20 protein-coding genes are annotated in these 24,825 nt (G+C 68.0%); 11 read left to right on the top strand and 9 right to left on the bottom strand.

The genetic code is table 11. The annotated features are described in order from the left end of the window. Window position 1: 1 nt before the first annotated feature. The 10 genes from FKR81_RS15650 to FKR81_RS15605 all read left to right on the top strand — a co-directional run bounded on the left by FKR81_RS15650 (window position 2) and on the right by FKR81_RS15605 (window position 9,873). Window positions 2-1,171 carry a glutathionylspermidine synthase family protein gene (locus FKR81_RS15650; RefSeq protein ID WP_146352509.1) on the top strand — a complete coding sequence of 390 codons (1,170 nt, stop codon included), beginning with the start codon at window positions 2-4 and terminating at the stop codon, window positions 1,169-1,171. A 28-nt stretch (window positions 1,172-1,199) separates the two neighbouring features. After that, window positions 1,200-1,649 carry a DUF350 domain-containing protein gene (locus tag FKR81_RS15645; RefSeq protein WP_146352507.1) on the top strand — a complete coding sequence of 150 codons (450 nt, stop codon included), beginning with the start codon at window positions 1,200-1,202 and terminating at the stop codon, window positions 1,647-1,649. Between the two features lie 55 nt (window positions 1,650-1,704). Next, on the top strand, window positions 1,705-2,961 hold the full coding sequence (gene serS / locus FKR81_RS15640; RefSeq protein ID WP_146352505.1) for a serine--tRNA ligase: 1,257 nt from the start codon (window positions 1,705-1,707) through the stop codon (window positions 2,959-2,961). Between the two features lie 106 nt (window positions 2,962-3,067). Beyond that, on the top strand, window positions 3,068-4,420 hold the full coding sequence (locus FKR81_RS15635) for a hypothetical protein (protein ID WP_146352503.1): 1,353 nt from the start codon (window positions 3,068-3,070) through the stop codon (window positions 4,418-4,420). Between the two features lie 111 nt (window positions 4,421-4,531). Next, complete coding sequence (locus FKR81_RS15630; RefSeq protein WP_146352501.1) at window positions 4,532-5,230, top strand: acyl-ACP--UDP-N-acetylglucosamine O-acyltransferase family protein; 699 nt, start codon at window positions 4,532-4,534, stop codon at window positions 5,228-5,230. A 31-nt stretch (window positions 5,231-5,261) separates the two neighbouring features. Continuing rightward, window positions 5,262-5,501, top strand: a complete 240-nt coding sequence (locus FKR81_RS15625; RefSeq protein ID WP_146352499.1) for an acyl carrier protein — start codon at window positions 5,262-5,264, stop codon at window positions 5,499-5,501. Continuing rightward, window positions 5,494-6,228: an SDR family NAD(P)-dependent oxidoreductase gene (locus FKR81_RS15620; protein ID WP_146352497.1), complete on the top strand. Its 735-nt coding sequence runs from the start codon at window positions 5,494-5,496 to the stop codon at window positions 6,226-6,228. Before FKR81_RS15625 ends, FKR81_RS15620 begins: the two co-directional genes overlap by 8 nt. Beyond that, window positions 6,225-7,598, top strand: coding sequence for an AMP-binding protein (locus FKR81_RS15615; protein WP_146352495.1), 1,374 nt, complete (start codon window positions 6,225-6,227; stop codon window positions 7,596-7,598). The genes FKR81_RS15620 and FKR81_RS15615 overlap by 4 nt, the downstream gene beginning before the upstream one ends. Then, window positions 7,595-8,650 (top strand): LuxE/PaaK family acyltransferase, encoded by a 1,056-nt coding sequence (locus FKR81_RS15610; protein ID WP_146352493.1) that lies wholly within the window; start codon window positions 7,595-7,597, stop codon window positions 8,648-8,650. The genes FKR81_RS15615 and FKR81_RS15610 overlap by 4 nt, the downstream gene beginning before the upstream one ends. Then, window positions 8,647-9,873, top strand: coding sequence for an acyl-CoA reductase (locus FKR81_RS15605; protein WP_146352491.1), 1,227 nt, complete (start codon window positions 8,647-8,649; stop codon window positions 9,871-9,873). Before FKR81_RS15610 ends, FKR81_RS15605 begins: the two co-directional genes overlap by 4 nt. 66 nt (window positions 9,874-9,939) lie before the next feature. Here the strand turns inward: FKR81_RS15605 and FKR81_RS43580 are convergent, their stop codons facing one another. The 7 genes from FKR81_RS43580 to FKR81_RS15570 all read right to left on the bottom strand — a co-directional run bounded on the left by FKR81_RS43580 (window position 9,940) and on the right by FKR81_RS15570 (window position 19,423). Then, on the bottom strand, window positions 9,940-11,307 hold the full coding sequence (locus FKR81_RS43580) for a glucosaminidase domain-containing protein (RefSeq protein WP_186762986.1): 1,368 nt from the start codon (window positions 11,305-11,307) through the stop codon (window positions 9,940-9,942). A gap of 32 nt (window positions 11,308-11,339) precedes the next feature. Then, the gene (locus FKR81_RS15595; RefSeq protein WP_146352489.1) at window positions 11,340-12,689 is read right to left on the bottom strand and encodes a C40 family peptidase; all 1,350 of its coding nucleotides are present in this window, start codon (window positions 12,687-12,689) and stop codon (window positions 11,340-11,342) included. Between the two features lie 201 nt (window positions 12,690-12,890). Then, window positions 12,891-14,513: a hypothetical protein gene (locus FKR81_RS15590; RefSeq protein ID WP_146352487.1), complete on the bottom strand. Its 1,623-nt coding sequence runs from the start codon at window positions 14,511-14,513 to the stop codon at window positions 12,891-12,893. Between the two features lie 62 nt (window positions 14,514-14,575). Then, window positions 14,576-16,123: a hypothetical protein gene (locus FKR81_RS15585; RefSeq protein ID WP_146352486.1), complete on the bottom strand. Its 1,548-nt coding sequence runs from the start codon at window positions 16,121-16,123 to the stop codon at window positions 14,576-14,578. A 120-nt stretch (window positions 16,124-16,243) separates the two neighbouring features. After that, on the bottom strand, window positions 16,244-17,410 hold the full coding sequence (lhgO, locus tag FKR81_RS15580) for an L-2-hydroxyglutarate oxidase (protein ID WP_146352484.1): 1,167 nt from the start codon (window positions 17,408-17,410) through the stop codon (window positions 16,244-16,246). Further along, window positions 17,355-18,635: a glycosyltransferase family 4 protein gene (locus FKR81_RS15575; RefSeq protein ID WP_146352482.1), complete on the bottom strand. Its 1,281-nt coding sequence runs from the start codon at window positions 18,633-18,635 to the stop codon at window positions 17,355-17,357. The genes lhgO and FKR81_RS15575 overlap by 56 nt, the downstream gene beginning before the upstream one ends. A 41-nt stretch (window positions 18,636-18,676) precedes the next feature. Then, the gene (locus FKR81_RS15570; protein ID WP_146352480.1) at window positions 18,677-19,423 is read right to left on the bottom strand and encodes a glycosyltransferase; all 747 of its coding nucleotides are present in this window, start codon (window positions 19,421-19,423) and stop codon (window positions 18,677-18,679) included. 278 nt (window positions 19,424-19,701) lie between these two features. Between FKR81_RS15570 and FKR81_RS15565 the strand changes: the two genes are divergently transcribed. Then, window positions 19,702-21,804, top strand: coding sequence for a glycosyltransferase family protein (locus FKR81_RS15565; RefSeq protein ID WP_146352478.1), 2,103 nt, complete (start codon window positions 19,702-19,704; stop codon window positions 21,802-21,804). Window positions 21,805-22,737: 933 nt separating this feature from the next. On the opposite strand, the gene FKR81_RS15560 is transcribed toward FKR81_RS15565, so the two are convergent. Together FKR81_RS15560 and FKR81_RS15555 are read right to left on the bottom strand one after the other, a co-directional pair. Then, window positions 22,738-23,709: a Gfo/Idh/MocA family protein gene (locus FKR81_RS15560; RefSeq protein ID WP_146352476.1), complete on the bottom strand. Its 972-nt coding sequence runs from the start codon at window positions 23,707-23,709 to the stop codon at window positions 22,738-22,740. Further along, the gene (locus tag FKR81_RS15555) at window positions 23,706-24,803 is read right to left on the bottom strand and encodes a DegT/DnrJ/EryC1/StrS family aminotransferase (protein WP_146352474.1); all 1,098 of its coding nucleotides are present in this window, start codon (window positions 24,801-24,803) and stop codon (window positions 23,706-23,708) included. The genes FKR81_RS15560 and FKR81_RS15555 overlap by 4 nt, the downstream gene beginning before the upstream one ends. Window positions 24,804-24,825 lie beyond the last annotated feature (22 nt).

The following is a 24,825-nucleotide window of genomic DNA, read 5'->3' as shown; positions in this document are numbered from 1 at the left end:
CTTGCGTCGCGACACCTCGCAACCGCGCCCGAACTGGCAGCGCACGGTTGCGGACCAGGGGCTCGTCTTCGGAGCGCCCGCCGCCGGGCTGAACGGCGCGCAGCGGCCGTACTGGGACGAGTCCGTCCACTACGTCTTCGACATGAGCGACATCCTGTCGCTGGAGGCGGACGTCGAGCTGCTCCACTCCATGTGCCTCGACGCCGTGGACAACGTCGTGACCACCGAGCGGTACCGCGACTTCGGCATCCCCGAGTGGGTGTGGCCGGGCATCGCGGAGTCGTGGAAGCGCCGCGACCCGCACGTCTACGGCCGGTTCGACCTGCGCTACGACGGCAAGGGCCCGGCGAAGCTGCTCGAGTACAACGCGGACACGCCCACGTCGCTGCTGGAGGCCTCGGTCGTCCAGTGGAACTGGAAGTCGGACGTCTTCCCCGACGACGACCAGTGGAACTCGATCCACGAGAAGCTGGTCGAGCGCTGGGCCGAGATCGGCGGCAAGCTGCCGTCCGGCGAGGTGCACTTCACCTGGTCCGCCGCGGACCCGTCCGGTGAGGACCACCTGACGCTCGCCTACCTGCAGGAGACCGCCGCCGAGGCCGGGCTGAACACCGTCGGCCTCGCCATCGAGGAGATCGGCTGGGACCCGCTGCTGAACCGGTTCGTCGACCTCGAAGAGGCGCCGATGAGCACGGTCGTGAAGCTGTACCCGTGGGAGTGGGTGGTCGAGGAGCAGTTCGGCCGTTACGCCGTCGAGTCGCTGCCGGGCACCCTGTGGGTCGAGCCGCTCTGGAAGATGCTGCTCTCCAACAAGGCGCTGCTCGCGGTGCTCTGGGAGATGTACCCCGGCCACCCGAACCTGCTCCCGGCGTACCTCAACGACCCCGGACTGCTCACGGAGTACGTCCGCAAGCCCCTCCTCGGCCGTGAAGGCTCGAACATCCAGATCGTGGCGCCCGGTTACGAGACCCAGACCGGCGGCGTCTACGGCAAGGAGGGGTTCGTCTACCAGCTGTTCGACCCGCTTCCGGAGTTCGACGGCTACCGCCCCGCGCTGGGTGCCTGGATCGTCGGCGACACGGCGGCGGGACTCGGCATCCGCGAAACGGTCGGTCTGGTGACCGACGATGGCGCGGCGTTCGTGCCGCATCGAATTGTTGAGTCAGAGTAATTTCATGGCCTCGGAAGGAACAGCTCACATGATCGACCTCGCGTTGGACCCCGGCTTCGGCTCGGCCATCGGCCGTGGTGTCGGCGCGATCGCGCTGTACGCCGTCGTCGGTCTGGTCCTGATGGTCTTCGGCTTCTACGCGATCGACTGGACGACGCCGGGCAAGCTGTCCGCGCTGGTCCGCAACGGCTGCCCCAACGCGGTCATCGTGACCGCGGCCGGCCTGTTCAGCATGGCGCTCATCGTGGTCGTGGCGATCTACAGCTCGGCTGGCAAGCTCGACGAGGGCCTGCTCAGCGCGCTGATCTTCGGCTTCGTCGGCATCATCGTGCAGGTCGCCGCCGTGCGACTGCTCGAGTGGATCACCCGGCTCGACATCGGTGCGCTGATCGAGTCCGACAAGTTCGCCCCGGCGAGCGTCGTCGTCGCCTCCGCCCACGTCGCACTGGGCCTCGTGGTCGCCGTCGCCATCAGCTAGTACTTCGGAGGGGTAGGCCACAAAAGGTTCCTCGTGTGGCCTACCCTCACCGTTTGTGATTGACCTCAAGGTGCTGCGCGAGAACCCGGAGATCGTGCGCGCTTCGCAGCGCGCCCGTGGCGAGGACGAGGGCGTTGTCGACTCCCTCCTGTCGGCGGACGAGCGCCGCCGTTCCGCCATCTCCCGCGCGGACTCGCTGCGCGGGGAGCAGAAGCTCCTCGGCAAGGAGGTCGGCAAGGCCAAGGGCGACGAGCGTGCGGCGCTGCTCGCCAAGGCCAAGGAGCTGGCCGCCGAGGTCAAGGCTGCCGAGGCCGAGCAGCACGCGGCGGCGGAGGAGTTCACCGCGCTGCACTCGACCGTCCCGAACCTGGTCCACCCGGACGCCCCGGTCGGCGGCGAGGACGACTTCGTCGTCGTCAAGACCGTCGGCGAGCCCCGGACCTTCGACTTCGAGCCGCAGGACCACCTCGACCTGGCCACCAGGCTCGGCGCGATCGACATGGAGCGCGGCGCGAAGGTCAGCGGCTCGCGCTTCTACTTCCTCACCGGCCCCGGCGCCCAGCTGGAGCTCGCGCTGCTGAACATGGCCGCGGCGCAGGCGACCGCCAACGGCTTCACGCTCACGATCACGCCGACGCTCGTGCGTCCGGAGATCATGGCGGGCACCGGTTTCCTCGGTGCGCACGCGAGCGAGATCTACCACCTGGAGAACGACGACCTGTACCTGGTCGGCACGTCCGAGGTGCCGCTCGCGGGCCTGCACGCCGACGAGATCCTCGACGGCGAGAAGCGCTACGCGGGCTGGTCGTCGTGCTACCGCCGCGAAGCCGGCTCGTACGGCAAGGACACCCGCGGCATCATCCGCGTGCACCAGTTCAACAAGGTCGAGATGTTCTCCTACGTCAAGCCGGAGGACGCCGAGGCCGAGCACGCCAGGCTGCTGGGCTGGGAAGAGGAGATGCTCGCCAAGATCGAGGTGCCCTACCGGGTCATCGACACGGCGACCGGCGACCTCGGCACGAGCGCGCACCGCAAGTTCGACTGCGAGGCGTGGGTGCCGACCCAGGGCAAGTACCGCGAGCTCACGTCGACGTCGAACTGCACCACGTTCCAGGCGCGCAGGCTGAACATCCGCTACCGCGACGAGAACGGCAAGCCGCAGACCGTCGCGACGCTGAACGGCACGCTGGCCACGACGCGCTGGATCGTCGCGATCCTGGAGAACCACCAGCAGGCCGACGGCTCCGTCGTCGTCCCGCAGGCTCTGCGTCCATTCATGGGTGGACTGGAAGTTCTTACGCCGAACCGGTGAATCCAGGTAACAATTTTCCAAAACCCGTATTTGGTCGGTACCTGATGCGTCCTATTGGCCGACACCACGTTGGGGGATGTGGTGCGGCACGTAGGGGGCAGTTCACATGGCATTCGAAGCAGCAGTCGACTCGCGGGACATCACGCCGGTGTTCCCGCCGTACCCGAGCCTGTGGATGGGCGGGTACGGCTGGGACCCGCGCGGCAACCACGGCGCGGTGGCGCGGAGCCTCCGCGCGCAGTGCCTGGTCATCTGGGACGACGGCACCCCGAAGGTGCTGCTGCGCGCGGACCTGATCAGCATTCCGCGCGACGTCAACCAGTTCATCCGGGACACCCTGGAGGACGAGGGACTGGTCGCGCGGAACGACCTCATGATGCTCGCCAGCCACACGCACTCCGGTGCGTGCTTCGGCGACACGAGGCCGAACCCGTACCTGTTGATGAACCTCAACGGGGAGGACGTCGACGCGGTCAACGGCACCGCCAACATCATCATCGACGAGCTGCTCGACCTGGTCCGCACCACGCTCGAGCTGGACCGGACCGACGTCACGCTGTCCTACACCGAGGGCTCGGCCAACATCGGCTACAACCGCTCGGTCGGCGACCAGGTGCTCGACACCGTGCCGATCCTGCGCGTGTCGACGCTGGACGAAGAGCTGTTCGCCGTGGTGTTCGGTGCGGCCGCGCACCCGGTCGCGCGCGGTGAGGACGAGGTGTTCGACGCCGACTACCCCGGCGTCGCGAGCGAGCTCATCGAGAGCATCACCGGCGTGCCCGCGCTGTTCGTGCAGGGCGCGTGCGGCGACCAGAACGCGCACGACCCGCACGGCGACGCGATGGTGGTGACGCTGGGGAACAAGCTCGGCCAGGAGGTCGTCGACCAGCTCGACACCGCGGACTTCTCGCCGGTCACCGGGCCGATCTCCACCGCGATGGTCGAGATCGACCTGCCGCTGCACGTCGACCTCGACGACCCGGACGTCGTCGACGAGCTGCGGGCCAAGTTCGAGGCGCGCCGGAATTCGTCGAACCCGATCGCCGTCGGCTGGCGGCACGCGGACCTGATGCTCAAGCTGATCGACTCCGAGGGCCTGCCGACGCACGTCCCGATGCCGATCCAGCGCTGGCGGTTCGCCGGTCTGACCATCCTGGGGCTCGCGCACGAGCCGCTGTCCGCCTACGACCTCAAGCTGAAGAAGGTGTTCAACGGCAACCTGTGGGTCGCCGGGTACGCCAACGAGTGCGAGGCCTACGTCGCGGACAACACCACGCTGCGGGCGGGCGGCTACGAGGCCGGTTGGGGCGACGGCGACGACGGCATCGCGGGCGACGGCGCGTGGACGATGTCGTACGCGTGGCCGAGCCCGCTGAAGTTCTCCGGGAGCCGTCAGGCCGCGCCGGGCACCACCGAGCGGATCGTGATCGACGCCTGCGTCAACCTGCTCAACACCTGAGCCGGTCCTGGCCTGTCCTGCCCGTCAAGTAGAGTGGCCTACCGGCCCCGTCCGGGTGGAAGCGCCTGGTGACGTGGGTTACACATCAACTCACGGGCAGGACAGGACCAGGTGGCGAACCGCATTCACGCGACCGCGATCATCGGCGCGGACGTCGAGCTCGGCGACGACAACGTGATCGGACCGTACACGGTGATCGCCGGGCCGTGCCGGATCGGTGACGGCAACTACATCGGCCCGCACGTCAGCATCGGCGGACCGGCCGAGTACCTGAGCGCTCCGCACCTGGCGGGCTGGGACGGCGAGAACGACGGTCCCGGTGTGGTGATCGGTGACCGCAACCGCATCCGCGAGTTCGTCACGATCAACCAGGGCGCGAAGGAAGCGACCCGGATCGGCAACGACAACTACCTGATGGGCCGCGCGCACATCGCGCACGACTGCGTGCTGGACAACGGCATCGTCGTCACGAGCGCCGTGCAGATCGCGGGCCACTGCCACGTGTGGACGGGCGCCAACATCGGCCTCGGCACCGTCGTGCACCAGGGCACCCAGATCGGACCGGGCGCGATGGTCGGCCTCGGCTCGGCCATCCGCAAGGAGGTCGGTGCGTTCACCATCACCCTCGGCAACCCGGCCCGCACCACCGGCGTCAACGTCATCGGCCTCTCGCGCCGCGGCTGCGACGAGGCCGCGATCGCCGGGCTCACCGGTTTCCTCACGGGCAAGGAGGCGGAGGTTCCCGCCGGCCTGCCGGAGGAGCTCGCCGCGCTGCTCAAGGCGTGGACCGAGCGTTCGAACGAGCACTGATCCAGCACCCGTCCGAGAGAACGAGAGAAGCATGTCCCTGAACGACCGTCTTCGTGGTGTCTTCGTGGACGCCCTCCAGCTCGACGACTCCGTCGACGTCGAGAACCTGAAGTACCGCGACATCGAGGCGTGGGACTCGGTCGGTCACATGGCGCTGGTCGCCTCGATCGAGGACGAGTTCGACGTCCAGTTCGAGACCGAGCAGGTCATCGACATGAGCAGCTTCAAGGTCGCCGTCGACATGCTGCGGGGTCTCGGCGCCGGTGAGTGACCTCACCGGCAAGGTCGCGGTGGTCACCGGCGGTACCCGCGGCATCGGTTTCGCCACGGCCGCCGCGCTCGCGGAGGCCGGCGCGACCGTCGTCGTGACGGGCCGCGACCGGGAGACCGCCGAGAAGCGCGCCGCCGAGCTGGGCGAGCGGGTCTCGGGCGTCGCGCTCGACGTCACCGACTCGGCCGCGGTGAAGGACGTCTTCAAGAACATCGCGAAGGAACACGGGCGCATCGACGTGCTCGTGGCCAGCGCGGGCATCCTCGAAGGCGGCCTCATCGGCATGCTCACCGACGAGCACATCGCCACCACGCTGGCGACGAACGTCGCGGGCACCATCACCTGCGTGCAGGCCGCGGCCAGGGCGATGATGCGCAAGCGTTCCGGCTCCATCGTGCTGCTCGGCTCGATCGTCGGTGAGCGCGGCAACGCCGGGCAGACCGTGTACGCCGCGTCGAAGGCCGCGCTGGTCGCGACCGCCAAGTCCGCGGCGAAGGAGCTCGGCAAGCAGGGGATCAGGGTCAACGCGGTCGCACCCGGTGTGATCCAGACGGACCTGATCTCCGAGCAGTCCGACGAGGTGCTCGAGCGCGTGAAGGAGACCACCGCGCTCCGCAGGCTCGGCACCCCGGAAGAAGTGGCCAAGGTGATCCGCTTCCTGGCGAGTGACGACGCGTCCTTCGTGACCGGCCAGGTGCTCGGGATCGACGGAGGTTTGGTGCTGTGACGCTGTTGCACGCTCAGGCTCGCCTGCGCGACGCCGCGACCGGTGAGCTGCTCGGCGGTGCCGAGCTAGCCAGCCGGGTGTCCGAGGTCGCGAAGGCTCTCGCCGACCTGCCGCCCGGAGTGCTCTTCCTCCGGACCGGGCTGGACCTGCCGAGCGTGCTGCGTTACCTCGGTGCGCTCGAGGCGGGCCGCGCGGTCGCGCTGCTCGACGCCGCGCAGGACAGGGACGTGCTCGACGACCTCGTCGAGCGCTTCCGTCCGGCCGCGGTGCTCGGCATCGAGGAGGAACCGCCCGCCGGTTACTCGGCGGAGTGGGTGCGCGAGGACGCCGAGGGCGTCGCGCCGCACCCCGACCTGGCCGTGCTGCTGCCGACCAGCGGTTCCACCGGCAACCCGAAGTTCGTGCGGCTGTCGCGTTCCGCGCTGCTCGCGAACGCGGACGCGATCGCCGAGGTGCTCGGCATCACCGCGGACGAGGTCGCACCGACCAGCCTGCCGCTGCACTACAGCTACGGCATGTCCGTGCTGAACAGCCACCTGCGCGTCGGCGCGACCGTGCTGATCGAGGGCTCCGGCGTCGTCGCGCGCCCCTTCTGGGACGCGGTCACGCAGTACGGCGCGACGTCACTCGCGGGTGTGCCCTATCACTACGAGATGCTCCGCAGGCTGCGGTTCGACCCGGCGAAGTACCCGACGCTGCGCACCCTCACCCAGGCGGGCGGCAAGCTTCGCACCGAGCTGGTGACGGAGTTCAACGACAAGATGCGCGCCGTCGGCGGCCAGATGTTCGTGATGTACGGCCAGACCGAGGCGGCGCCGCGCATGGCGACCGTTCCTTCGGACCGGCTCGCGGACAAGATCGGCTCGGCCGGCCCCGCGCTCCCCGGTGGACAGTTCTCGATCCGCGACGAGGACGGGAACGAACTCGCGGGCGCCGGTGTTGTCGGTGAGGTGGTGTACCGAGGGCCGAACGTGATGATGGGCTACGCCGAGTCGGAAGCCGAGCTCGCGCTCGGCGACGAGACCGGCGGCGCGCTGATCACCGGCGACCTCGGCTACCTCGACGAGGACGGGTTCCTCTACATCACCGGCCGCCTGAAGCGGATCGGCAAGGTGTTCGGCAACCGGGTCAGCCTGGACGACCTGGAGCAGATCGTGAAGGGCTTCGGCGCCGCCGCCGCCGTGCCCGCGGGCGACAAGGTCGTCGTGTGGCTCGACGGGGCCGACAAGGACACCTGCAAGCAGGCCGCGAAGCTGCTGTCCGAGACGCTGCACATGCACGTCACGGGCTTCGACGTGCGGCAGGCCGACGGCTTCCCGCAGCTGGCCAGCGGCAAGATCGACTACCGGTCCCTGGAGGCACGGGTATGAGCGTGTTCGGACGCGGCCAGGCCGAGCGGGAGACCGCGCTGCTGGCCGAGCTGACCGAGTTGACCGAGCACCACCGGGCGAACTCCGAGCAGTACGACCGCATCCTGTCGTCGCTCGGCATCAAGTCCGGTGAGCCGTTCGACTCGCTGCAGTCGCTGCCGTGGCTGCCCGTGCGGATGTTCAAGACGCACGACCTGAAGTCCATTCCGGACGACGAGGTCTTCAAGGTCCTCACCTCGTCCGGCACCACCGGCGGTGGCGCGTCGCGGATCTACCTCGACAAGGAAGCCGCCGGCGTGCAGACCCGCCAGCTCGGCGCGACGCTGCAGGAAGTGCTCGGCGGCAAGCGACTGCCGATGCTGATGGTCGACACGATCAGCATCATCAAGAACCGCCGCTCGTTCTCCGCGCGCGGCGCGGGTGTTCTGGGCATGGCGACCTTCGGCCGCGGCCACGTCTACGCGTTGGACGAGAACGACCAGCCCGACGTCGAGGCGGTCAAGGAGTTCCTCGCGAAGCACGGCTCCGAGCCGTTCCTGATCTTCGGCTTCACCTTCATGGTGTGGCAGTACCTCTACGAGGTCGCTCGGGACAACGAGCTCGACCTGTCGAACGGCATCCTGATCCACTCCGGTGGCTGGAAGAAGCTGATCGACATCGCGGTCGACAACGCCGAGTTCCGCCGCCGCTTCGCGGAGGACACCGGCCTGACCCGGATCTACAACTACTACGGGATGATCGAGCAGATCGGCACCGTGTTCCTCGAGGGCCCGTCCGGGAACTCCCTGTACTGCCCGGACTTCGCGGACGTGATCATCCGCAACCCGGACACCTGGGAGGAGCAGCCGGTCGGCGAGCCCGGCGTCATCGAGGTCGTCTCGACGCTGCCGCGCTCCTACCCCGGCCACGTGCTGCTGACCGAGGACCTCGGAGTGGTGCACGGCATCGACGACGGCGACTGGCCGGGCAAGCGGTTCTCCGTGCTCGGCAGGCTCCCGCGCGCCGAGGCCCGCGGTTGTTCGGACACCTTCTCTGGAGCGGTTGCCTCATGAAGCGGCGTTTTCCCGCTGGATCCGACGTCTCCTCCGTCGACGAGCTGCTCGCGAGCATCTCGGGTGAGCCCACCGGTGGTCGCCTGAAGGTCGGCGACGAGCGGATCGTGGACTTCCTGGTGTCGTTCGCGCGCAAGCTGCTCGCCCCGGCGACCGCCCGTCGCTTCCCCGAGCTGGCGTCGCTCGGCTTCTTCCTGCGTCGCGGCGAGATCGCGAAGGTGCTGCGCCAGCTCGAGACCCCGGCCGGCGTGCTGCGGTTCGGGCGCGGGCTCGTCTTCCACATCCCGCCCGCCAACGTGGACACGATCTTCGTGTACTCGTGGGCGCTGTCGGCGCTCGCCGGAAACCGCAACGTGGTGCGCATTTCGCCGCGTTCCGCCGGTGCGGCCGAAGCTGTTGTCGAGGCGCTGAACGAAGCGTTGAAGGACGCGCACCCGGCCGTGGCCGAGACGCAGGTCATGGTCACGTACGACCGCGACGACAAGGTGACGGCCGCGCTGTCCGCCGCGTGCGACCTGCGCGTCATCTGGGGTGGTGACCGCGCCGTCAACGAGGTGCGCAAGCTGCCCCTCGCGCCGCACTCGCGTGACGTCACGTTCCCGGACCGCGCCTCGTTCGCGCTGCTCTCGGTCGACGGCTGGAACAACGCCACGCCGGAGCAGAAGCGCGACGTCGCCGTCGGCTTCTACAACGACTCCTACTGGTTCGACCAGGCCGCCTGCTCGTCGCCGCGCGCGCTGTTCTGGGTCGGCGACGAGGTCGCGGCCCAGCAGGCGCGCGTCGAGTTCCGCAAGGAGCTCAGCGCGGTGCTGGAAGCCAAGAACCACGTCGTCGAGCCCGCGATGGCCGTGCAGAAGCGGGTGTCGGCGTACGGCGTCGCCGCGGACGGCCACGCCACGTCGATCTCCTTCGACGGCAACGCGGTCGCGACCCTGGAGCTCACCGCACCGGAAGACGTGCCGCGGGAGTGGTTGGGAGCGGGCACTTTCCCGTTCGCCACGCTGCCCTCGCTGTCCGCGCTGGTGTCTATGGTGGAGCGCAAGGACCAGACGCTGTCGGTGTTCGGCTTCTCCCAGGAGGAGCTGGAGTCGCTGGCGCACGACCTGGCCGGCCGCGGCATCGACCGCATCGTGCCGTTCGGCAACGCGCTCACGTTCTCCGAGCGCTGGGACGGCTACGACCTGCTCGCCGAGTTCACCCGCCTCGTGACCGTCCAGAGCTGACAGTTCTTTTTGGACGAACGAGGAAAGCCGCACCGGAGCCCGGTGCGGCTTTCCTCGTTTCTGTGATCAGGCGAACTGGATGTTGTCCGCGGTGAACTCGGTGGCGATGAGGTTGCTGGTGCGGTAGGTGTCGGGTGCGAAGCCGTTGTCGTTGCGCCAGGCGATGACGTTGCCGTCGGCTCCGACCTTGATGATTTCGGTCCTGCCGTCGCCGTTGAGGTCGGCGAACTGGATGTTGTCGGCGGTGAATTCGGTGGCGATGATGTGGCTGTCGCCGTATGGGCGATCGGCGAAGCCCTTGTCGTTGCGCCATGCCTGGACGTTGCCGTCGGCTCCGACCTTGGCGATCTCGGCCCTGCCGTCACCGTTGAGGTCGCCGAAGTGGATGTTGTCCGCGGTGAACTCGGTGGCGATGAGGTTGCTGGTGCGGTAGGTGTCGGGTGCGAAGCCGTTGTCGTTGCGCCAGGCGATGACGTTGCCGTCGTCCCCGACCTTGATGATCTCGGCCTTGCGGTCGCCGTTGAGGTCGGCGAACTGGATGTTGTCGGCGGTGAATTCGGTGGCGATGATGTGGCTGTCGCCGTATGGGCGATCGGCGAAGCCGTGGACGTTCTTCCAGGCGATGACGTTGCCGTCGTCCCCGACCTTGATGATCTCGGTTCTGCCGTCGCCGTCGAGGTCGGCGAACTGGATGTTGTCGTTGGAGAACTCGGTGGCGATGATCGCGTCGTCGCCGTAGGGGCGATCGGCGAAGCCGTTGTCGTTGCGCCAGGCGATGACGTTGCCGTCTGCTCCGACCTTGGCGATCTCGGCCCTGCCGTCACCGGAGAGCGAGGACCCCGTACGGGTGTCCAGGCGGTACAGGTTGTGCGTCTGCATCAACGCGATGACACTGTTGGCGTAGTTGGGATCCGTCGCGTACCTCTTGGCGATCTCTCGGATGAACCGGTCGGGATCGTCCCGGTACGGAAGTGCGTAGTCGTAGGTTCTGGTCTGGGTGATCGTCCTGCCGTAGTCGCGGAACGAGTCGGTCATCGAGCGGTAGACCCGGAAGTACGCCGTGGTCGGGTGACAGGTCGGCGTGCACTCCTGCGTCGGGTACCCGGCGCATCCGATCGCGATCGGTCCGGGCTTCGGCGGGCTGTCATGGCACTTGATGCCGAAGTAGTTCTTGTCGTTGACGGTGAGCTTGCTGCGACCCCAGGCGGACTCGTGGATCGCCTGCCCGGCGGTCACCGAGGCCGGGATCCGGTACTCCGCCTGCACGGCCTGGGCGTCCGGCGTGATGAGGTTGATGAAGTCCTGTTCACCGGCTGCGGTCACAGCGTTCATCGGGCCGTACCGCGACTCGACTTCCTGCGGTTCGGCGTGTGCGGTGCCTGCTACCAGTCCTGCGAACGCCGTGGCGAGCAGGGCAGCGGTCAGCTTTTTCATGGCTGTCAGTCCCTTCAAGTCTCGCGTGGGCGTCAGGCGAACTGGATGTTGTCCGCGGTGAATTCGGTGGCGATGAGGTTGCTGGTGCGGTAGGTGTCGGGTGCGAAGCCGTTGTCGTTGCGCCAGGCGATGACGTTGCCGTCGTCCCCGACCTTGATGATCTCGGTCCTGCCGTCGCCGTTGAGGTCGGCGAACTGGATGTTGTCCGCGGTGAACTCGGTGGCGATGATGTGGCTGGTGCGGTAGGTGTCCGAGGCGAAGCCGCCTTCGTTCTTCCAGGCGATGACGTTGCCGTCGTCCCCGACCTTGGCGATCTCGGCCTTGCCGTCGCCGTTGAGGTCGCCGAAGTGGACGTTGTCCGCGGTGAACTCGGTGGCGATGATGGCGCTGGCCCGGTAGGGGCGATCGGCGAAGCCACCTTCGTTCTTCCAGGCGATGACGTTGCCGTCGTCCCCGACCTTGATGATCTCGGCCTTGCGGTCGCCGTTGAGGTCGGCGAACTGGATGTTGTCCGCGGTGAATTCGGTGGCGATGAGGTTGCTGGTGCGGTAGGTGTCGGGTGCGAAGCCGTTGTCGTTGCGCCAGGCGATGACGTTGCCGTCGGCTCCGACCTTGATGATCTCGGTCCCGCCGTCGCCGTCGAGGTCGGCGAACTGGATGTTGTCCGCGGTGAACTCGGTGGCGAAGAGGTTGCTGGTGCGGTAGGTGTCGGGTGCGAAGCCGTTGTCGTTGCGCCAGGCGATGACGTTGCCGTCGTCCCCGACCTTGGCGATCTCGGCCCTGCCGTCACCGGAGAGCGAGGAACCGGTCGTGTCGTCGACGATGTGGTTGTAGCGGTACGGCTTGAACCGGTTGTCATTTCCGAAGTACGGGTACGGCACCTTGTGGTGGCTAGTGGGAGCTCCGTCCGGGCCTGCCTGCTCGTAGGCCCAGTAGCTCGTCTGAGAGCCGTCGACCCAGCGTTCGAAGATCGCGACGTGTCCGGCGTTGCCCCCGCTGCCCGGTCCCCCGTTCATCATGATGTCGCCCGCACGGAGCTCGCTCTTGGGGATCAGGTGCGAGACGTTCACGAGGGTCTCGGTGCTCAGGGAGTCGGACAGCCGCCACGCCATCGAGACGAACCCGGAGCAGTCGGTCCGGTAGCCGTTGTACTTCACCTTCTGGCTGTACGGAACCCGCGCGTCCACCCAGGTCTGCGCCCTCGCGATCACCTCGCCGCGGCTGATCGGGCTCGCGGTGACCACGACCTGCTGAACTTCGGCTGCGGTCGGCTCACCCTGGCCGGCTCCCGGTGCGGGTGCGGCGTGACCCGCCGACATCCCGGCGAACGTCATCGCCGTCGCGGTCAGCGCCAGCACGATTCCTGCTCTTCGCAGTTGCATCTTTCTCAGTCCCCCAGTTCCTGATGCTTCTGACACCGGGAACACTGCGGGAAGCACCTGCAAAGCCACTGCAAGTTCGCTGTTCAAGTACCTGCAGAGGGGTTACAGGTTGTTCACACTGTGAACGTCACCTGGTCTGCGATCACGCACAACGAGAAGCGGGCCAACACGACTCGTGCTGGCCCGCTTCGCTGTTCCCGGTCAGCTGTTGAGGTAGGTCCAGTTCTTGTTGAAGGCGCCACCGGCGTTGTCCTGCCAGGTGGTCATGATCGAGCCGTCGGTGAAGCGGGCGTATGCGGCCTTGGTGCCATTCGCCTGGCGGCCGATGACCGGGTCGGTGGTGAGGTTGCCGCCGATGTCGTCGACGCCGTCGAACTTGGTGCCGGCGGTGTACTGCCAGGCGGTGATCATGTGGCCGTCGGAGCGCCGGGCGAACACCTGGATGGCGTCGTTGGAGACCTGAACGGCGGGTGCGCCGAGGACCTGGCCGAAGTTGTCGCGGACGAGCTCCGAGTTGACGAACTTCTTACCGGCCTCGATCTGCCACTTGTGCCACAGCTGGCCGTCCGTGCCGCGGATGAACACGACCTGGGTGCCGTCCGACTTCCTCACCGCGACGGGGTCACCCGCGAACGCTCCACCGAGGTCATCCAGGGTGAAGGGGCCACCGGGCGTGGTCTGCCACGCGGTCATCAGGTGGTTGTCTGCCCGGAGGACGAAGACGCTGAGCCTGCCCTCGGCGTCGATCAGGACGGACGGCTTGCCGACGATCGTGCCGAGCGCGTCGTGGACGAGTGCCGAGTCGCCGAACTTGTAGCCGTTGTCGGGGTCCTGCCACTTGTGCCAGAGGCGGCCGTCGGTGCCGCGGATGAACGCGATGTTGACGTTGTTGCTCTTGGTCACCACGACCGGGTCGCCCGCGAAGTCGCCGCCGAGGTCCTTGATCCGGTCGATCGCACCGTCCGGGCCGTCCTGCCACAGGTGGATCAGGTGGCCGTCGTCACGCCGGGTGAACACGTTCATCTGGCCGGCGCTGTCCAGGTGCGAGGACGGCGTGCCGACCGCGCGAGTGTCGAGGTTCGTCCAGCCCTTCCAGTTCGAGCCGGATGCGTTCTGCCAGTTGGTGATGAGCTGGCCGGTGTTGGTGTCACGGGCGAAGACCTGCATCGCACCGCTGCCCTCCACCACCACCGACGGAGCCTCGCTCGTCCCCGCACCGATCGTCCACAGCGCGTTCACGATCTTCGTCGCGTCGCCGACCTCGACGCCGTACCGGAAGCGGAATTCCGCTGAGGGGCGCTGCACGTCCGCCGCGACGTCACCGATGGGCGCGTTGTTCCAGGAACCGTTGGGGTAGAAGTACTCCATGCTGTTCAGGAACTCGTTCGTGGCCCACACCGGGTTGGTGCGCTGCTGGAAGCTGCCCCACGAGTCCCGCTGCTGGAAGAGACCGACGGAGTCGCGGTCACCACCGTCGAGGTTGTGGTTCTGAGACTCCACGGCTGTGGTGACCAGCGCGATCGTTGCGGCGCGCGGGTTCAGGCCGCGGGTCTTCACCGCCTGCACGACCGCCCTGGCACACGACACGGTGTAGGCGTTGGTGTAGCCGCGCATCTTGCTGGTCATCAGCGGGCTGAGCCGGGCCGCGGTAGCCGCGTCATCGGCGGTGGGCCCACCCTGGACGCACGGGAGCGAGTTGTACGCGGCGCGAACGTCGTGCGGGTCGTTGGGAAGTGGTGCGGCGGAAGCGTTTCCGATGGTGCCGAGTAGCGGCATGACGATGGCTAACGCAGTGGTGATGCGCAGGGCATGCTTGTTGCTCATCTGAATTCCCCCAGAACTCATGTGACGAAGAATGGTGTGCTCGACCGGAATCTGTTGGTGCGTCAGCCGTTGGGGAGGTAGCTCCAGGTCTTCTCGAACGGGGCACCTGCGGTCTTCTGCCACGTGGTCTTGGTCGAGCCGTCGTTGAACCGGGCGAACGCGGACATGGCGCCGTCAGCCAGGCGTCCGATGACGGGCTCGGCCGCCAGGTCGCCGCCGATGTCGTCGACTCCGTCGAACTTGCCGCCGTTGGTGTACTGCCACGCGGTGATCATGTGGCCGTCGTTGCGCCGGGCGAACACCTGGATCAGGTCGTCCTTGATCGTGGCCGCCGGGGCGCCGAGCACCTGACCGAAGTTGTCGCGGACGAGCTCCGACGGGACGAAGGGCTGACCGGGCTTGTTCTGCCACTTGTGCCACAGCTGGCCGTCCGTGCCGCGGATGAACACCACCATCGCGCCGTCGGACTTGCGGACCGCGACCGGGTCACCGGCGAAGTCACCCAGGAGGTCGTGCTGGGTGAACTCACCGCCGGGCGCGCTCTGGTCCAGCGTGATCAGGTGACCGTCGGCACGCAGCACGAAGACGGTGAACCGGCCCTGCGCGTCGACCAGCACGGACGGCTTGCCGACGATCTGACCGAGGTGCGTGTGCACGAGCTGGGAAGGCTGGAAATCACCGATCGGACTGTTCTGCCACTTGTGCCACAACTGGCCGTCCGTGCCGCGGATGAACACGACCTTCACGTTGTCCGGCTTGCGGACCGCGACCGGGTCACCGGCGAAGTCGCCGCCGAGGTCCTTGAACTTGGTGATCGCGCCGTTGTCGCCGTCCTGCCACATCTGGACGAGGTGCCCGTCGGAGCGGCGCGCGAAGACGTTCATCTGGCCCTCGTGGTCGAGCAGCGACGACGGGGTGCCGACCGCGCCCGTGTTCAGCTGCGTCCAGCCCTTCCAGTCCTGACGGGGGCCGTTCTGCCAGTTCGTCACCAGCTTGCCGGTGCCGCGGTCGCTGGCGAACACCTGCAGCACGTCCTTCTCGATCGACACGGACGGAGCGTCGTTGGTGGGAGCAGGGGCGTCCTCGACGATGTTGTTGTAGCGGATCGGCTTGAAGCGGGCGGCGTAGTCGGCCGACCAGACCGCCACGTGCGCCTTGCCGGGCCCGCCGTGGTTGAGCATGATCGGCTTCGTCTTCGCGGCGTCCGACCAGCCCGCGAAGATCGCGACGTGCTCGTCGAACTTGTTCAGCGCGTCACCCGGCTTGAGGTCGGAGCGCGGGATCTCCCTGGAGACCTCGTGCAACGTCCAGGTGGTGTGCGACTGGGTGAGTCCCCAGGCCATGGACGTGTGTCCGGAGCAGTCTTTGCGGTAGGTGGCGTACTGGTTGGTGTGGCAGCCGTCCTGGTTGTAGTCGACGCCCTGGTCGATCCACGACTGCGCTCTCGCGATCACCTGGCTGCGGGTCAGCGTCTGGTTCGACGAGTACGTGCCGCAGAACACCTGGATTCGGACTTCGTCATCGGGTGGCGCGGCAGCGGCGGGTGCCTGCGCGCCGAGCAGAGCGGCGAACATCGCCGATGTCGCGACCACGGTCGTGCGAACGTTCATCTTGTAACTCCCCCAGTTGTCGAGCCGGTTCCCCAACCGGCACAACGAACAATGCGGGATGTAGCTGCAAGATCACTGCAAGTCGTCTGGAGACGACTCTGCAGGCGTTCTGGAGGACCTCTAGATCAGGTCGGCGACGTGCTTCGCGATCTCCAGCGCACCCGTCGCGGCGGGCGACGGCGCGTTCAGCACGTGCACCTGGTGCGGTGCGGACTCGATGAGGAAGTCGTCGACCAGCGAGCCGTCCGGCAGCATCGCCTGCGCCCGCACACCCGCCTCGGCGCGCACCAGGTCGGCCTCGCCGACGGCGGGCACGAGCCGGGCCAGGCTGGCCGCGAAACGCTTGCGGGACAACGACCTCAGCACCTCGTCGACGCCCGTCCTGCCGAACCGGCGGGCCAGCTTCCAGGTGCCGGGGAAACGGGCGACATCGGCCACGTCGCCGAGGGTGATGTCACGCCAGCGGTAGCCCTCGCGGCGCAGCGCCAGCACCGCGTTCGGGCCCGCGTGGACGCTGCCGTCGATCATGCGGGTCAGGTGGACGCCGAGGAACGGCAGCGCCGGGTCCGGGACCGGGTAGATCAGGCCGCGGACCAGGTCCCTGCGCTCGGGGCGCAGCTCGTAGTACTCGCCGCGGAACGGCACGATCGTCGCGGACGGCTCCAGCCCGGCCAGCCGGGCCACGCGGTCGCTGTGCAGGCCCGCGCAGTTCACCAGCGCGTCGCCGCTGACCACGCCCTGCGGTGTCGCGACCTCGACGCGGGAGCCGCGGGTGCGGATCGCCAGCGCCGGCGACTGCAGGCGCAGGTCGTGGCCGTCGAGGTCGCGGACGAGCGACGCGCAGACCGCGGGGAAGTCGACGATGCCGGTGGTCTCGACGCGCAGCGCGGCGACGCAGGACACCTCGGGCTCGTAGCTGCGGGCCTCGAAGGCGGTGATCAGCTTGGCCGGGACGCCGTTCGCCTCGGCGCGCGACGCGAGTGCGTGCAGGCGGGGGATCTCGTCGTTGCTCGTGGCGACGACGAGCTTGCCGCAGATCTCGACCGGGATGCCGTTGTCCTGGGCGTACCTGGCCATGGACGCGTTGCCGGCCACGGACATTCGGGCCTTCAGCGACCCCGGCTTGTAGTACAGGCCCGCGTGCAGGACGCCGCTGTTGTGACCGGTCTGGTGCGCCGCCCAGCCCGCTTCCTTCTCCAGGACGGTGATCGCGTTGCCGCGGAGTGCCAGCTCACGGGCGACGGACAGGCCTACGATCCCGCCCCCGATGACGATCACCTGACGCACTCGTCACGCTCCTGTTCTCGTGCAGTCGCCTGAGAATAGCCAGGTTGGCGGCGCAGACCAGGGGCATGTCGAGGTTGTTGCACACCCACTTCCGCCCGGTCTCACCGATGTCGGCGGCCAGTTCCGGGTCGCTCGCGAGGCGGACGATCGCCTCCGCGAGCTCCGCCGGGTCACCCGGCTGGACCAGCAGCGTCTCGGCGCCGCTGGCGAGCGTGGTGCCGGGGAAGTAGTCGGGGCGCTCGGCCATCACGGTCGGGGTGCCGGACGCCATGGCCTCGAGGCTCGCGATGCCGATGCCGAAGCCCTGCAGGTCGTGGATCTCCATGTCCGAACCGGCGAGCACGCCGGGCACGTCCGACTTCGGGAGCGGCCCGGTGCAGATGATGGCGTGGCGGACGCTCAGCTCCTCCGCGCGTTCGAGGAAGCGCGTGTAGTAGACGCGGCCGACGACCAGGACCTTCGTGTCCGGGTGGGCCAGCAGGACGTCCGGAAGGGCCTCCACGAGCGTCACCCGGTCGCGGACCGGGATGACGTGGCCGAGCGAGGCGATGAGCGGGCCGGGGCCGGTGTCGAAGCGCTCACGCAGGCGGGCGCGTTCCGCGGCCTTGTCGAGGAAGCCGAAGCGGTCCAGCTCGGCGCCGATCGGGACCTGCTCGATGCGGTGCTCGGGGATGCCGTAGCGGCGCTTGATGTAGCGGTGGAAGACCGTGTCGATCGCGACCACCGAGGTGGGGCGGATGAGCGACAGGATCGGACGCACGACCGCGGCGTCCAGGAACTTGAAGAACAGGTGGGACAGCGGGCCTGGGCTCTGCAGGCGGGTGTGCATGGTCAGCAGCGTCGGCCCGCGTTCGCGTCTGGCCCACAGGCCGGTCTGCCAGGTCAGGTCGAAGAACTGGCCGTGCTGGTGGACCACGTCCGGGCGGAACTCGTCCAGCAGCCCGAAGACGCGCTTCCGGTTGCCCCAGCGGAGCGCGAACGTGATGTCGAAGCTGAACGACAGCTTCGACTCGGGCAGCGTCCACGACGGCAGCCGGACGATCCGCACACCCTCGCGGACCTCCTCGGCTGGCGCGCCCTTGTAGGCGGCCGTCAGCACGAGCACCTCGTGGCCCTGGTCGGCGTAGTACTTGCTCAGGGTGTCCGCGACGTGGGCGCTGCCGCCTACTCGGGGAGGGAAGAAGTTGTTGACGACGGCGATGCGCACGCGCTGTTGAATCGGCACGTGCGCATCAGCGCTTTATCGCTGAACCGGGTGATCCCCCGTTAGCGACCGTGCGTCTTGCGGTGCAGCTTGCGGATCTTGAACAGCCCCATGCCCATCGCGTACGCGTCGTGGAACACGCGGATGGTGCTGCCCGCGCCGGTGTGGATGCGGCGCAGCTTCACCGGCACCTCGACGGGGTGGTTGCCCTCCAGTTCGGCGAGGTAGACGAGCTCCGTCGTGAGCAGGAAGCCGGGCGCCGTGAGCTTGCCCACGACTCCGCGCGCCCACGGACCGTCGAGCACGAACGTGCCCTGCGGGTCGCGGGTCTTCATGCCGAGGATCAGCCAGCGCAGAACCAGGAACCCGGTGCTCAGCACGGCACGCAGCAGCGTCCGGTCGAGCTCCGACTTCGGGTGCGCCTTCGAGCCGATGATGACCTTGTGCTTGTTCAGGCCGATCTTCTGCGCCTCGTCCAGGTCGTCGAACCCGAACGGCAGGTCGTCGGCGCTGAGGATGACGGACGAGCCCCGCGAGGAGCCGATGCCCTTCTTCAGCGCGTGGCCGAGGCCCTTCTCCGAGGTCAGGACGCGCAGCTCGACGCCGTCGAACTGCCACTCCTGCTCCAGCTTGGCCAGCAGTTCCGGCGAGCCGTCGGTCGATCCGTTCTCCACCACGAGGATTTCGGAGTGGGTCCCCTGAAGCCGGTCACCCAGCTCCTTGAGCGTGGCCTCGATCGCGTCCGAGCTGTTGTACGCGGGTACGACGTAGCTGAGGACGAGCTGATCGGTGGGCTCTGGTGTTCCCACAGTTTCTCCCTGGCAGACTGTGTCCGGGCGGTCTCGCACGACCGTAACGGCGAGCAACTTTAACGTGACCCCAGAATGCCCATTGGTCCGGGCATGCCTGCAGCGGGGCTGCACCCGAAAGGATCTTGATTGTGACTCTCACGGAACCTAGAGCCGCTGATCAATTGGGGTCGGCGGATCCGGGAGAGGGCGAGCGGGTGGGGTTGCGCAGTCGCTGGTCAGGCATTTTCACGGTCGCCGGGATTATCGCATTCGTCTCGGTCGTTGCCCAATTGCCGTTGATTCGCAACCGGGTCTTCTACTACTGGGACGACTCGGCCGCGGCGTTCCTCCCGCACTGGTTCCGCATCGGTGAGCTGCTGCGCCAGGGCAACTGGCCCGCGCTGATGCCCGAGAGCTGGATGGGCGGCAACTACGCCAGCGAGGCCATGCTCGGCCTGTGGAACCCGGTGTCGCTGGGCAACTACGTGATCGTCTCGCTGCTGCCGGACGTCGCCGTCGCCGCGACGTTCGTCAAGACCGAGTTCCTCGTCCTGCTCGCGGTCGGCGTGTACGTCCTGGCCAGGGAATACGGCTCCAACCGAGGCGCCGCGGCCGCCGTCGCGACGGCCCTGCCGTTCTCCGGCTACACGCTCTTCTTCGACGCCTCCGCGTGGGTCGCCGGCCTGATGGCGTTCGCCTGGCTGCCGTGGGTCTGGTGGGCCGCCCGCCGCTTCGCGACCGGCAAGTCGAACCCGATCTGGCTGCTCGTCTTCGGCTACCTGGCGATGACCGTCGGCAACCCGTACGGCGCGCTCGGTGTGGTCTTCATCCTGCTCGGCGTCGCACTCGAGCTCGCTGTGACGAAGAACTGGCGCAAGCTCGGTCACCTGGTCATCACCGGCGGCCTCGTCGGCGCGTCGTCGCTGGTCGTGTTCTTCCCGCTGCTCGGCAGCGCGGCCGTCACCTGGCGCACCGACAACTCGATCCGCAACGACGGCTTCCTGGTGCCGAACCTCGCCGACCTGATCGGCATGAGCGCACCCACGTACCAGGCGCAGTTCAACACCTGGACCGGTAGCTGGATCAGCTTCCCCATCACCTACATGGCGTGGTTCGTGGTGCCGCTGGTCCCGTGGCTGGCCTGGTCGATCCTGCGCGACCGGTGGCGCGACTACCTCGGCCTGTACGTGTTCGCGGGCATCTACATCCTGCTGCTCATCGGCCCGTCGAACCTGTGGCTGTTCCGCTGGCCCGCTCGCCTGCTCGAGTACGTCTACCTGCCGCTTTCGGTGCTGTTCGCGGTGCTCCTGACCAAGGGCTTCCAGAAGTCCGCCGCCCGCACCCGCATCGTGCTCACCGCCGTCCTCGTCGGCCTCGGCGCGTACCTGTCCATGGCGTCGACGCCGACCGGCTACCGCTGGCACGCACTGGCGACCGTTCTCGTCCTGCTCATGCTCGGCGCGGTGCTGTACACGGCCCGTTCTCGCCCCAAGTTCGTGGCGCTGACCCTGGTCCTCGGCACCGCCGCGACCCTCGGCCTGCAGGTCGCGCACTACCGCGGCAACCTCAACGTCAACCCGTGGAACTTCCCGCACAACGTGGCGGAGATGAAGCAGCGCTTCGACAGCCGCTACCAGGGCAACACCCTGCTGGTGTCCGACCTCGGCGCGCTGGAGAAGAACTCGGGCGGCATGTCGCCCGAAACCTCGTGGCAGCACGCCCTGTTCGGCTCCCAGTGGGAGATCGCGGGCGTAGACGCCCTCAACTCGTACACGGGCCTCGGCTACTCCGCGTTCTCCGAGACGTTCTGCATGAACTACTTCGGCGGCACCTGCCCGGCCGCGTACTCGGCCCTGTGGAAGAACGCCGGGTCGTTCAACGTGCAGCTCGCCGACGCCGTGCGCCTGCAGACCCTCGTGGTGGCCAACGGCTACGTCAAGGAGAACGGCCCCGAGAACGTGCCCGCCGGGTGGTCGGTGCAGGAGCGCAACTCCGTGGTCACGGTGCTGAAGCGCGACACCGCCCTGCCGTACGCCGGGTCGCGGCTGTCGTACGTGTCGCCTGGCGTGCAAGTGTCGTCCGCTGCTTCGACCGGGTTCGAAGGCGAGAAGGTCACCTACCGCGGATCCGGCAAGGTGCTGTTCGCGGCGCTCGCCTGGCCTGGGTGGACGGCCACTGTGGACGGCAAGGACGTCAAGGTCGAGCAGGGGCCTGCCGGGTTGATCCAGCTCGACCTTCCCACTTCTTCGGGTGAGTCCACCGTGGATCTCAGCTTCTCGCCGCCTGGGCTCGGGTTCGGGTGGAAGTTGTTGATCGGGGCTCTCCTGTTGGGGTTGTTGCACTCCCTGTTCCTGGCTGTTGCTGCTCGGCGGCGGTCGGGGGTGTCTGCTTCGGAGTGACGTTTGGTGGTGGGCGGGGAGGGTCTCGCTGATCACCTCACGGTCGCCACATCGAGAAGGCCCCGTCAAGGCGAAAAGCGTGCCTTGACGGGGCCTTCTCGATGTGGCAAGGCTGCGCCTGATCAGCGAGACCCTCCCCGCCCCGGCCCTTCGGATGCTTGGGATCGTTCGGCCGCCGGTTTTGGCTCGGGGGCCGCGCCCGTTGGGCAGTGCGGGGGTTGGGAGTGCGGCGGGCGCTCTTTCTTTTGGCTCCCTGCCGGTTTCGCTGGGCTCCCTTGGTACCTGCTGGTTGGTCGAACCCTTGCTTTGTGTCGGCGGCGGCCCGCAGGGGCGGGGGTGTGTCGTATCGGGCGGAAGGTGGGCCCAGCGGCAGGTGGGTCGAGCTGGGGGCCCGGCGGCAGGTGGGTCGGTGTGTTCTGCCTGGCGGTTTGCGCGTCGGCAGTCAGCTGGTGGTGGGCACCGCGCGATTGGGCCTTGACTTGGGGTGCGGCGTGGTACACCTCAACGGCCGGCAGGTTCCCTTCCCTGCCGGCGGAGCCGGCCCACCACGCCGCGAGGGGCCCCAAGTCAAGGCCCAATCGCTGCGCCGAAGGCGCGACCCAACCCACGACAGCAGAACACCGAAGCGCAGCAACCATCAGACCCCAGCCCGACGCGGACCGGCAGCCAGGCAAAGACTCGAGCCCCGACGAGAACCGGCAGCCAAGCAAAGACCCCCAGCCTCAACGAGAACCGGCAGCCAAGCGCAGCCCCCGCACGACGACCGGCATGTCGACACGCCCAACCCGCAAAGCCGCAGAGGGTTGCGCCACTTAGGACTCAGCAAGCGAACAAACACACCGCGCAGCAGCGGAAGCGCCGAAAACCGGGGCCGGGTATGCGAAAGGGGCCACCGGGCACGATGCCGGTGACCCCGATCGGGCAGCAACAGGGTCAGGCGAGAGCCGACTCCGTGGCGTGGTGCACGGCGAGGTGTGCGGGGAGGATCGCGTTGCGCTCCGCGATGACCTCGTCCGAACCGGCGCCCTTCTCCAGCAGGTCCAGGAAGTGGTTCAGCTGGGCGGCGAGCGGCTCGGCGGACTGCAGGATCGTCGGGAGCTCGATGACGGTCTGCTGCTTGTAGCCGACGCCGTCGGCCGCGGGGGAGTCCGCGACGTGGCGGTAGATGGTGATGTCGCGGCGCAGGAGGTCGATCTCGATCAGGCGGTCGAGTTCGAGCACCGAGATCTGGCGGACCTTGCGCTGGCTGATGCGGCTCGCCGAGATGGTGGCGAGCGCGCCGCTGCCGAACGACATGGTGGCGTCCGCGGAGTCTTCCGAGCGGTTCTCGCGGGACTGCTCGTGGAAGAAGCCGAAGGAGCCCTTCACCGCGGACGGGACGTCGGCGATGAAGCGGATCGCCAGGTCCACGTCGTGGATCAGCAGGTCGGTCGCGACGCCGGTCTTGATGCGCGGCACGAACGGCGAGTGGCGGACCGCGTTGATCTGGACCACGTCGTGCACGAACTGCTTCGCGGTCAGGATCGCCGGGTTGAAGCGCTCGAGGAAGCCGCAGACCAGCGGCAGGCCCAGCTTCTCGGACTCGTTGACGAGCTCCTCGGACTGGGCGTAAGTCGCCGCGAGGGGCTTCTCGACCAGCAGCGGCTTGCCGAGGGCGAGCACCTGCTTCGCGATGTCGTAGTGCGCCTCGGTCGCCGCGGCGATGACGACGGCGTCGATGCCGTCGAGGTTGCCGATCTCCGGGGCGTACGTGGTGTCGTAGCGGGTCGCGATCTCCTTGCCGACGTCCTCGCGCTGCTCGACGAGCAGGGCGAACTCGACGCGGGTCGACTGCGACAGCACGCGGGCGTGCAGAGCGCCCATCATGCCCGCGCCGACGAGGGCGATCTTGGGAAGGGCGGTCACGCGCCGAACACCTCCCGGACGGCGGAGACGATGGTCTCCAGCTCGGCGTCGGTCAGCTTCGGGTGGACCGGCAGGGACAGCGCCTGCTCGGCGACCTTCTGGGCCACCGGCACGTCGGACGCGATGACCTGCGGGTTCTCCCGGTAGCAGTCGTAGTCGAACACCAGCTTCGGGTAGTAGATCCCGTTGCCGATGCCCTTCTCGGTGAGCTTCGCGGCGAGCTCGTCGCGGGTCACCGCGGCGTCGTCGCCGACGAGCACCGTGTACTGGTGCCACACGTGCTCGCGGCCCGGCAGGACGGTCGGAACCGTGAGGCCCGGCACGTCCGCGAGGCCCTTGGACAGCGCCTCCGCGTTGCGGCGGCGCGCCTCGGTGAGCTGCGGCAGCTTCTCCATCTGCGGGATGCCGAGCGCCGCGTGCAGGTCCGTGAGGCGGTAGTTGTGGCCCGCCATCTCGTACTGGTAGCGGGCGCGCATGCCCTGGTTGCGCATCACGCGGAGCTTGTCGGCGAGCGCGTCGTCCGACGTGGTGATGACACCACCCTCGGCGGTGGTCACGTTCTTCGTCGCGTAGAGCGAGAAGCAGCCGATGCCGAAGCTGCCTGCCGGCTTGCCCTCGAACGTCGCGCCGACGGCCTGCGCCGAGTCCTCGACGATCGCGAGACCGTGCTGCTCAGCCAGCGGGACGAGGCGGCCCATGTCGGCCATCTGGCCGTAGAGGTGGACCGGCATGAGGACCTTGGTGCGCTCGGTGACCTGAGCGCTGACCTTCTCCGGATCGATGTTGAAGTCGGTGGCGCTGATGTCCGCGAACCGGGCGGTGGCGCCCGCCTCGAGGATCGCGTTCAGCGTCGCGACGAAGGTGAACGGCGTGGTGATGACCTCGTCGCCCGGCTTGAGGTCGAGCGCCTGGATGGACGCGACCAGTGCGGTGGTGCCGTTGTTGACGGCAACCGCGTGCGGCACACCGGCCACGGCGGCGAACGCATCTTCGAACCGCTTGACCATCGGGCCCTGCGCGATGACGCCGGAACGGAGCACCTCGAGAACGAGTGGCTCAGCGTCCTGTACGTCGACGACGGTGATGGGAATCATGCAGCAGACTTTCGCTTCCGGA

It is taken from the genome of Lentzea tibetensis, assembly GCF_007845675.1.
Classification (GTDB): Bacteria; Actinomycetota; Actinomycetes; order Mycobacteriales; family Pseudonocardiaceae; genus Lentzea; species Lentzea tibetensis.
Note: the sequence above shows the minus strand (reverse complement) of the source record. Positions and strands in the feature narration are given on the sequence as shown.

What these genes read in the sequence shown, in the direction of transcription:
- FKR81_RS15605 (WP_146352491.1), top strand. Translation starts at nt 8,647, where the DNA reads ATGAAGCGGCGTTTTCCCGCTGGATCCGACGTCTCCTCCGTCGACGAG.
- FKR81_RS15590 (WP_146352487.1), bottom strand. Translation starts at nt 14,513, where the DNA reads ATGAGCAACAAGCATGCCCTGCGCATCACCACTGCGTTAGCCATCGTC.
- FKR81_RS15645 (WP_146352507.1), top strand. Translation starts at nt 1,200, where the DNA reads ATGATCGACCTCGCGTTGGACCCCGGCTTCGGCTCGGCCATCGGCCGT.
- FKR81_RS15555 (WP_146352474.1), bottom strand. Translation starts at nt 24,803, where the DNA reads ATGATTCCCATCACCGTCGTCGACGTACAGGACGCTGAGCCACTCGTT.
- FKR81_RS15585 (WP_146352486.1), bottom strand. Translation starts at nt 16,123, where the DNA reads ATGAACGTTCGCACGACCGTGGTCGCGACATCGGCGATGTTCGCCGCT.
- FKR81_RS15595 (WP_146352489.1), bottom strand. Translation starts at nt 12,689, where the DNA reads ATGCAACTGCGAAGAGCAGGAATCGTGCTGGCGCTGACCGCGACGGCG.
- FKR81_RS15625 (WP_146352499.1), top strand. Translation starts at nt 5,262, where the DNA reads ATGTCCCTGAACGACCGTCTTCGTGGTGTCTTCGTGGACGCCCTCCAG.
- FKR81_RS43580 (WP_186762986.1), bottom strand. Translation starts at nt 11,307, where the DNA reads ATGAAAAAGCTGACCGCTGCCCTGCTCGCCACGGCGTTCGCAGGACTG.
- FKR81_RS15610 (WP_146352493.1), top strand. Translation starts at nt 7,595, where the DNA reads ATGAGCGTGTTCGGACGCGGCCAGGCCGAGCGGGAGACCGCGCTGCTG.
- FKR81_RS15635 (WP_146352503.1), top strand. Translation starts at nt 3,068, where the DNA reads ATGGCATTCGAAGCAGCAGTCGACTCGCGGGACATCACGCCGGTGTTC.